Genomic DNA, 8,609 nt, shown 5'->3' with positions numbered 1-8,609 from the left:
AGATGTGTATAAGAGACAGTCGTTACATCGCCGGGTTCATACGTTATTTTCATGAGTGTGTTCCTTGCGTGGTCGAGAGGACCGAAGGTGGTAAGCCACGGGGCCCAATCAGGGGTTTTCCGGAATGACGAAGGCGATTGCCCGAGCCGCTGTCGAAAGGCGCGGGCGAAGGCGTCCGGTGCGTCGTATCCGGCTTCGATGGCGATATCCGTGACGCTCTGGGCGCCCGAATGAGCAAGCTGGAACGAGGCACGCCGCATCCGGGCAAGCTGCACGTAACGATGCACCGGGAGCCCGAAACTGGCTTTGAATTGCCGGTGGAAATGAAACTTCGAGAAAGCGGCCACGCCGCTCAGCGTGTCGAGGTCCAGATCGTCGTCCAGATGTCCGTCGATGTAATCCAGCACCCGTTGCATCCTGAGATGGTAGTTTTCCAGCGTCGTCGTCATCACTCGTTCCTGCGTGCCGGGGAACAGTTTCCCGCAGAGGTCCGGGTCGTGCTCGACCGATCTTGCTGTCTTGCCGGACCTCCTATCGCCCCACTCTAGCCCACCCCAGTGGCGGCTACCCCGGATTGAATATCTGAACCGACGGGGCTTTAAATTCGCCATGCCATCCACATGTCGATCCCAGCGCTATCGCTAACCCGCCCGTCAAGGATATGAAATGAACGCCACGCAGAAAGTTGCCCTCGTCACCGGCGCCACCCGCGGCATCGGCCAGGAAACCGTCCGCCAGCTCGCCGAAGCCGGCGTCACCACCCTGCTCGCCGGCCGCGACCCGGCACGCGCCCAGGCCGCCGCGGACAAGCTCAAGGCCGAAGGCCTGCCGGTCGAGCCGATCGTGCTGGACGTCACCAACGCCGATACCATCCAGAAGGCCGTTGCCGAGGTGAAGGCGCGGTTCGGCAAGCTCGACATCCTGGTCAACAACGCCGGCATCGTCGTCGATGACTTCGGCAAGGCGCCGTCCGAACAGACCCTGGATGCATGGCGTGAGACGTTCGATACCAACCTCTTCGCGGTCGTCGAAGTGACCAAGGCGTTTCTCCCGCTACTCAAGGCGGCGCCCGCGGCTCGCATCGTCAATGTGTCGAGCCAGCTGGGCTCGCTGACGCTGCACGTCGATCCGACCTCGCCGATCTACAACTTCAAGGTCCCCGCGTATGACGCGTCCAAGAGCGCACTCAACTCGTGGACCGTCCATCTCGCCTACGAACTGCGCGACACGCCGATCAAGGTCAACGCCGTCCATCCGGGCTACGTGCAGACGGACATGAACGGCGGCCAGGGCGAAATCGACGTGCCGACGGGTGCGAAGAGCAGCGTCGGCATGGCACTGATCGGTGCCGATGGCCCGACAGGAAGCTTCACCTATCTTGGCAAGACGCTTCCCTGGTAATCCATCACGGGCCGCTCATGGGAGCGGCCCGATCTCGACCCATACGTACAGGAATCGAACCCATGACGACCTACGTCGTGTTTACCCGCGAGCGAACGACCGATCCGGCGGAACTGAAGATCTATGGCGAGAAAGCCGGTCCGGCAGGCCAAGGACATCCGATAACACGCCTCGCCTTTTACGGCGACATCGAGACACTGGAAGGCAGCCAGGTGGAAGGCGCGGTCATTCTCAGCTTTCCGTCGAAGGCGGATGCGCTGGCCTGGTACAACAGCCCGGCCTATCGCGAAGCACGCGAGCACCGCTTCAAGGGCGCCGACTATCGGATTTTCATGATCGAAGGCGTGGACAGTTAATCCTGGGTGCGGACTACCGTCCGAGGTGCGGAACGATTTAGTGGCAGCTACGCCGTCTTGCGGTCAGGTGAGCCATTAGCGCAGCCATCAGCAGCACGGCGGCGCTGGCCATGAAGGTACTCCGGTAGCCGTGGCTGTCGAACAGCAGGCCACCCATCGTGGACCCCGACGCGATGGAACACTGGACGACGGCAACCATCAAGCCACCGCCTGCTTCCGCGTCGTCGTCGGCGAAGGTCTGCGCGAGCCAGCTCCACCATCCGACGGGTGCCGCGGTGGCGAACAGTCCCCACAGGGCTAGCAGCGCAGCCACCGGCCACAATCTCGCACCGAAGAAGACCAGGGCGAGTGCGATGACCGCCATGAATACGGGAATGGCGGTCAGGCTGCGATAAAGCCCACGCTTGAGGAAGGCACCGATGAGCACCGTGCCGACGAAGCCTGCCACGCCTATTCCCAGCAGGACCAAGGCCAGCGCCGGAGCATCGACGTGCGCGACCGTCTCCAGGAACGGGCGCACGTAGGTGAACAAGGCGAACTGGCCCATGAAGAACACGCCGCAGGCCGCCATGCCGAGCGCGACCGCGCGGCGCTTGAACAAGGCGAACACGTTGACGTGGGGTGCGACGCGTTCGGCGGACATGCTGGGCAGGCTAATCCACTGCCAGCCCAGCGCGATCGCGGCCACCGGCAGCAGGCAAAGGAACGCGCCCCGCCATCCGATCACCGCGCCAAGGTAACTGCCCAGCGGCGCCGCGACGACCGTCGCCAACGCGTTGCCGCCATTGAAGATGGCCAGGGCCCGCGGCACATGTTCGGCCGGCACCAGGCGCATCGCCGTGGCTGCCGACATCGACCAGAAGCCGCCGATCACCACGCCGATCAGGGCGCGTCCGAACATGTAAACCGGGTAGTTCGGTGCGAGCGCGACCACCGCCCCGGACACGGCCATCAACGTGGTCAGTGCCAGCAGCAGGCTCTTGCGGTTCATGGCGCCGGCAAGCCGGGAAATCGACAGGCTCGTCAGTACCGCGAATGCGCCGGAGATGGCGATCCCGTAGCCGGTCAGTCCCTCGCTGACCCGAAGATCCGTCGCCATGGGCGTCAACAGGCTGACCGGCATGAATTCCGAGGCGATCAGCGCGAACACGCACAGCGTCATGGCGAACACGCCGCTCCAATGAGCGGGACGGCTGTCCGTCTCGAACGGGGAAGATGCGGTAATCGAAGAGGAATGCATGGTGGCGCCATTCTGACTTGACGCCACTTCGATGATTAGCCCGTGAATCCTTCTAGGGCTTATCAATTTTTCTCATCAACGCCTTGATCCCCAGGGGCGTTACGGCTGTAGCACCGTGTCCGATCCCGTCGTCGACGCGTTCGCCACCGAACCCAGCGCCGGATCCGTCCGCGACGCCCGCCCCGTTTCCCTATGTCCCGCCAGACGCCGCAGGAATCGCGGGTCGTGGTCGCTGGTCACGCTGAAGTCGAACCAATGGTCGCTCGATACGATCTCCCAGAGGCTCTCGACACGGCCGCCGGGTAGCAGGAGGTGGCGACGCGGCGGCTGATGGGTGTAGTCGTCGCTGGGCGTGACCGTCACGACGCATGTGGCGTTGCCTTCATTGGTGATGACCAGGCGCAGAAGCCCGTCGAGTCCACCTGTCGCCAGACGCACTTCGGGCTGGGCATGACGGCCACGATCGCCCGCCGCGGGCTGGCTGCCCGCGAACTGGCGGAGGAATCCATTCGGACCCGTGACGGAGAGGTCATAGGCATTGCCGCTGTACAGGCTGGTCCAACTGTCGGCGAGCGACTTGCCGGCCTCCACCGTGTACGCCCACGGACCATCGGTCCTTGCCGGGGAGAACACATGGAAGAAGGCACCGCTCCTTCCCTGGTTGATGAACTCCAGCCGGTAGCGCCCTGCGGCGACGTCCACCCTCCCCTGCACGTCCAACGCGTATGGCAAGGCACGGGCGGGTCGCTGTCCCGGTTCCTGTCGCGGCATGCGCTGGTCGGACGGCGGCGTCGGACGCAGCTCCTGATGAGCTTTCTGGTCCGGCTCGTAACCGTTCGTGCCGGGCAGGCGCGGTGCGTCGGCATCGTGCCGCGAGAAGTCGAAGGCGCGAGTGAGATCGCCGCATACCGCACGGCGCCACGCGGAGATGTTCGGCTCGTGCACGCCGAAACGTTGCTCCAGGAAGCGGATGATCGAGGTGTGGTCGTAGGTTTCCGAGCAGACCCACCCGCCCTTGCTCCAGGGCGAAACCACCAGCATCGGCACGCGAACACCTAGCCCATACACGCCGGCGACGAACCCGTTACCGCCGGGATAAAGCTCGCCCTCCGTGGTCACGGTCGACAATCCCTGCTCTCGCGAGGCCGGCACATAGGGCGGCACCACGTGGTCGAAGAAGCCGTCGTTCTCGTCGTAGGTGATGAAAAGCGCGGTCTTGCTCCAGACCTCGGGATTCGCGGTCAACGCGTCGAGCACGCCGTCGAGATACCAGGCGCCATAGTTGGCGGGCCAGCTCGGATGCTCGGTATACGCCTCCGGTGCCGCGATCCACGAGACTTGCGGCAGGCGGTCCGCGAGTACGTCTTCTCGCAGGATGGCGAACGGCGACTGGCCCTTGGCGATCTCGGTACCGGTACGCGCCTTCTCGTACAGCGCATCGCCCGGCTGGGCGTTACGGTACTTGTCGAAGTACAGCAACGAATTGTCGCCGTAGTTACCGATATACGGGTTCGACGTCCACCCCCAACCGCCTGCGGCATCCAGGCCCGTGCCAATGTCCTGGTAGATCTTCCAGGACACGCCCGCCTGCTCCAGGCGCTCGGGATAGGTGGTCCAGTCGTAACCCTTTTCCGCATTGTCCAGCACCGGGCCGTCGCCCTTGCCGTCATTGCCCACGTAACCGCTCCACATGTAGTAGCGGTTCGGGTCCGTGGAAGACAACATGCTGCAGTGATACGCATCGCAGATGGTGAACGCGTCGGCCAGCGCATAGTGGAACGGAATGTCTTCCCGCGTCAGGTACGCCATCGTGGTCGTGCCCTTGGCCTGCACCCAGCCGTCGTAGCGCCCGCCATTGGCTGCGGCGTGCGTGTCGTTCCAGCCGTGCGGCAGGTCTTCGAGAAACTGCAGGCCGAGATCCTCAGCGACGGGACGGAACGGCAGCAGATAGTCATCGGTCGACGCCGCATAAGGCTGCTGCCAGACCGACCTCCCGCTCGCCAGCATGAAGGGCCGCGGGTCACCGAAGCCGCGCACACCGCGAAGCGAACCGAAATAATGGTCGAACGAGCGGTTTTCCTGCATGAGGATCACCACGTGCTCGACATCGGCGAGCGTACCCGTGCGCCGCGATGCCGGTATCGCCAGCGCCTTCGCGATCGACGGCGGTAGCACCCCCGCGGTGAAAGCGGCGCCGGCCGCGCCAAGTGAAAGCTTGAGGAAGTGCCGCCGATCCTGAGACGTCATGTTTGCCCTTTGCGCGGAAGCGGGGACATGCCTTGCATTCCCCGCCCTCCACTATTGCGTTGCCCCTGGGCGGACGAGTGTCGCGGCGGAATATGACAGGTTCGTGCCAGGAACCTTCCGCGAAGACACATGACGTCGAATCTGCGGACGCCGTCGCAAACCGTGCAGGCCTGATCGCTGGTCAGAAGTCGTAACTGACCGACAACCGCGCATAACGCGGCTGCTGGCGGATCGTCACCGTGCGATACAGCGGATTGATCAACTGCGGGCTGAGCTCGCTGTACGGCGAAAGCTGCAAGGGGCGCTGCTCGTTGGTCAGGTTGAAGATGTTCGCGCTGAAGCTGAGCTTGTGATCGGCGAAGGCCGGACTGTACGTCGCGCCGATGTCCAGTTGCCGCGTCCACGGTAGCCTGCCCTGCTTGCCCGGTGCCGACGGCTCGCCGTTGCAGAAGTGGTAGAGGCTTCCGTACGACAGCGGATCGGTCCCCTCGGCACCGTAGAAGCCCAGGCAATGCTTCGGGCTGCCGGAGATGATCGCCAGGTTCGCCGACACCAGCCACTCCGGATCGATCTGGTAATAACCGTAGAGCTTGATCTGGTGCGTGTGATCGTTGTTCTGCGGCCCGTTGGCGAACTGCATGATCGACGCGCCGTCCCAATCGTAGCTGGTGGATGCGTTCGCCTGGCTCACATCCGAACGCAGCTGACCCTCGGTATTGCCGTAGCTGCGCGAGAACACATAGTCGAACTTGGCGTACCAGCGACCGTCGAACGGATGCTCTAGCAGCGTTTCCAGGCTGTAGTACTGTCGCTTGAGCTTCGGGAAGCCGAGATCCGCATTGCTCATCGGTACTTCCACGTAGTTCCCGCTCGCGTCCACCAGCGTGAAGGTGTTGGCGCGGCCGGGATTGATCAGGAAGCAGCTGTTGCTGGTGGAGGCGTCGTAGCCGAGCGAAGCGGCCTTGGCCAGCACCGCGTCGCGGTCGCAGTAATCGTCGATGGCATTGCGCAGGCTGCGGTACATCAGCTTCGCGCCATAGACCCACGACGGACCCGCCGTTTTCGTGAAGCCGAGGATGTACTCGTCCTGCTTCTCGGCCGTGAGCCCCTTGGCCGTGGTCATCTTCGGGTCGGGCTGCTGGCCGTAGAGGTTCAGGCCCGACACGGGACCGGACATCGCGGTCAGCCCGGTGGGCGTGCCGTCGCTGGCGATGCCGCTGTACGTGTAGTACTGGACGGTGTTGGTCGTCGCCGCGGCCGAGTTGAGCGCCGGATTCAGCGGCAGGCCGAGGTAATAACGGCCGGCGTTGCCATAGACCTTGAAGCTGGCGTCGCCGAGCACATCCCAGCTGAAGCCCAGGCGAGGCGCCCATTGCGGCTTGGTCTGCGTGATATAGGCCTGGCTGGCCGAGTCGTAGTTGGTGAACTGGTCGTTGCGCAGGCCCAGCTGCAACAGCAGGCGATCGTTCACCTGCCACTTGTCTTCGATGTATTGCGCACGCTGCGTCGAACGGACGGTGGCGATCTGGCTATAGGTGTTCTTCTGGACGAAATAGCCTTCCGCGCCATTCGGAAAGTCGCCCGTGGCACCCACGCCGAGGTCGGAATTGATGGGCACGTCCGGCAACGACTGGCTATACGACCACGTATAACCCGGTCCCGAGGACTCGCTGCCCTGGTCGGAGGCCTTGGCCGTCAGGTTGTCGATGCCCACGCTGATCGTGTGCGAACCGATGGCGTAGGCGAGATCCAGCCGTGTGTTGGTGGTGAAGTTGCCTCGGTTGGGGTCGCTCAGGCCGTCGGTGGTCTGCGCGTTGCCGATGGGCACGCCACCGTTCAGCGCGGGGTTCTGGTTCACGTCACCGTCGATGTACGTAAGGCTGCCGTCGTAATTCGCCGGCGCCTGGTAGGACCGCGTATGCATCTTGCCGTACTCGGCGGTGAGCGTCAGCGCGTCGGTGATGTAGCTGGTGAACTTGCCGCTCCACAGGTCGCCGCCGTTCTTCTGCCGGTCGGCGTCGTTGACGAAGCCGCCACGCTGCTTCGCGACATAGTCGTAGTCGTAGTACGTGCCGTTGGTCTCGGTCTTGTCGGAGGCGCCGGTGAGCTCGAGGATATTGCTGTCGGTGATGTTCCAGTCGAGCTTGGTATACCAGCGCGGCATGGTGCTGCGCGATTTCTCGAACGAGTTGCTGGCCTCTTCGTTGGCGATCGTCTGCGTATCGTGACGCTCGACCTCCGCCGCGACGAAGACGTACAGCTTGTCCTTGATCAGCGGGCCGCCCGCATACACCGATGCCGTGCTTCCCGTGTCGCGATTGCCGCGGTTGTAGGCATACAGGTTGCCGGCCTTGGCGGACTGCGGCACGCCGCTGGCGTAGTAGTCGTTGGCACCCTTGGCACGGGCGAACTGCGGCTCCCACAGGAACTGCACGCCGTAGTGCCAGGTATTGGTGCCGCGCTTGCCCACCGCGTTGATCACGCCGCCGTCGGAGCGGCCGTACTGTGCACTGTATCCACCGGTGTAGACCTCTTCCTGGTCGATCGCGCCGTACGGCAACGTGATGCCGCCCAATGCCTGCAAGGGATCGGTCGTGTTGAAGCCGTTGATGTAATAGGCGTTGGCGTTCGCGGACGAGCCACCGAAACTCACCAGCGACTTGCCGGTGTCGCTGGTGAAGCCGCCGTTGTTCGGCACCACGCCGGGAGCGAGCTGGGCGATCTGCTCGGCGGTGCGGCCCAGCGGCAACTTGGCCAACTGCTGCGCATCGATCACCGTGCGTGAATCGATACTGGCCACGTCGATCGGGGGCGTGGTGTTGGCCGACACCTGGACGCCATCCAGCTTCGTGGCCTGCGGCGTGGCGGTGGAAAACGAGACCTCGCTCGCGTTGCCGACGCGAACGGCGACGTTCCGCCGCGTCTCGACCACCGAGCCATTCTGCAACAACGTCACCGTGTAATCACCGATGGGTAGCGCGGGCGACCGATAGTGGCCGCTGGCATCCACGGGAAGGTCGCGGCTGACGCCACTCTGGTTCTCCACCCGGACCGTCGTTCCGGTGGCCACCGGCACCTCGCCGAACAGGCTGCCGGTGGTCGATTGTGCGAAAGCCGCCGGGGCACACGCTACCGCCAGGGCTACGCACAGCGCACGAAGAGGAAGACGCCGGGAAGAATGCAGTGTCGACATGAGAAAGACTCGAGATGCGGCACGGCCAGGCACACGGGAACCTCCCATGGACCGGGAATGCGAGTGGATGGGAACGCCCGGCCCGGGAGGGGCCGACGTCCCAACTTCTAGCATCGAGTAAACGTTTACACAACGGTTACATGCGAGTTACGTAAATCTCGTAAGTTCTTGC

Annotated in this window: 6 protein-coding genes; 2 read left to right on the top strand and 4 right to left on the bottom strand. The window is 63.8% G+C overall.

The genetic code is table 11. The annotated features are described in order from the left end of the window. Nucleotides 1-449 (bottom strand): helix-turn-helix transcriptional regulator (locus ACR9ZJ_RS02190; RefSeq protein WP_481286743.1); only part of this gene is annotated, 449 nt, incomplete at its 3' end. 217 nt (nucleotides 450-666) lie between these two features. Here ACR9ZJ_RS02190 and ACR9ZJ_RS02185 point away from each other — a divergent pair. Together ACR9ZJ_RS02185 and ACR9ZJ_RS02180 are read left to right on the top strand one after the other, a co-directional pair. Next, nucleotides 667-1,401: an SDR family oxidoreductase gene (locus tag ACR9ZJ_RS02185; RefSeq protein ID WP_481286742.1), complete on the top strand. Its 735-nt coding sequence runs from the start codon at nucleotides 667-669 to the stop codon at nucleotides 1,399-1,401. 62 nt (nucleotides 1,402-1,463) lie between these two features. After that, nucleotides 1,464-1,757 (top strand): DUF1330 domain-containing protein, encoded by a 294-nt coding sequence (locus ACR9ZJ_RS02180; RefSeq protein WP_481280436.1) that lies wholly within the window; start codon nucleotides 1,464-1,466, stop codon nucleotides 1,755-1,757. 37 nt (nucleotides 1,758-1,794) lie between these two features. Here the strand turns inward: ACR9ZJ_RS02180 and ACR9ZJ_RS02175 are convergent, their stop codons facing one another. The 3 genes from ACR9ZJ_RS02175 to ACR9ZJ_RS02165 form a co-directional block, all read right to left on the bottom strand. Further along, complete coding sequence (locus tag ACR9ZJ_RS02175) at nucleotides 1,795-2,997, bottom strand: MFS transporter (protein WP_481286741.1); 1,203 nt, start codon at nucleotides 2,995-2,997, stop codon at nucleotides 1,795-1,797. Nucleotides 2,998-3,096: 99 nt separating this feature from the next. After that, nucleotides 3,097-5,244: a phosphocholine-specific phospholipase C gene (locus ACR9ZJ_RS02170; protein ID WP_481286740.1), complete on the bottom strand. Its 2,148-nt coding sequence runs from the start codon at nucleotides 5,242-5,244 to the stop codon at nucleotides 3,097-3,099. Between the two features lie 181 nt (nucleotides 5,245-5,425). Then, nucleotides 5,426-8,437, bottom strand: coding sequence for a TonB-dependent receptor (locus ACR9ZJ_RS02165; protein ID WP_481286739.1), 3,012 nt, complete (start codon nucleotides 8,435-8,437; stop codon nucleotides 5,426-5,428). Between the last annotated feature and the right edge of the window lie 172 nt (nucleotides 8,438-8,609).

It is taken from the genome of Luteibacter sp. KNZ12-1A (genome assembly GCF_056755675.1).
The sequence above is the reverse complement of the archived record's forward strand: the minus strand, read 5'-3'. Positions and strand labels throughout refer to the sequence as shown.

Excerpts from the sequence above, each read along its gene's own strand:
- ACR9ZJ_RS02175 (WP_481286741.1), bottom strand. The coding sequence starts at position 2,997 with ATGCATTCCTCTTCGATTACCGCATCTTCCCCGTTCGAGACGGACAGC.
- ACR9ZJ_RS02180 (WP_481280436.1), top strand. The coding sequence starts at position 1,464 with ATGACGACCTACGTCGTGTTTACCCGCGAGCGAACGACCGATCCGGCG.
- ACR9ZJ_RS02165 (WP_481286739.1), bottom strand. The coding sequence starts at position 8,437 with ATGTCGACACTGCATTCTTCCCGGCGTCTTCCTCTTCGTGCGCTGTGC.
- ACR9ZJ_RS02170 (WP_481286740.1), bottom strand. The coding sequence starts at position 5,244 with ATGACGTCTCAGGATCGGCGGCACTTCCTCAAGCTTTCACTTGGCGCG.
- ACR9ZJ_RS02185 (WP_481286742.1), top strand. The coding sequence starts at position 667 with ATGAACGCCACGCAGAAAGTTGCCCTCGTCACCGGCGCCACCCGCGGC.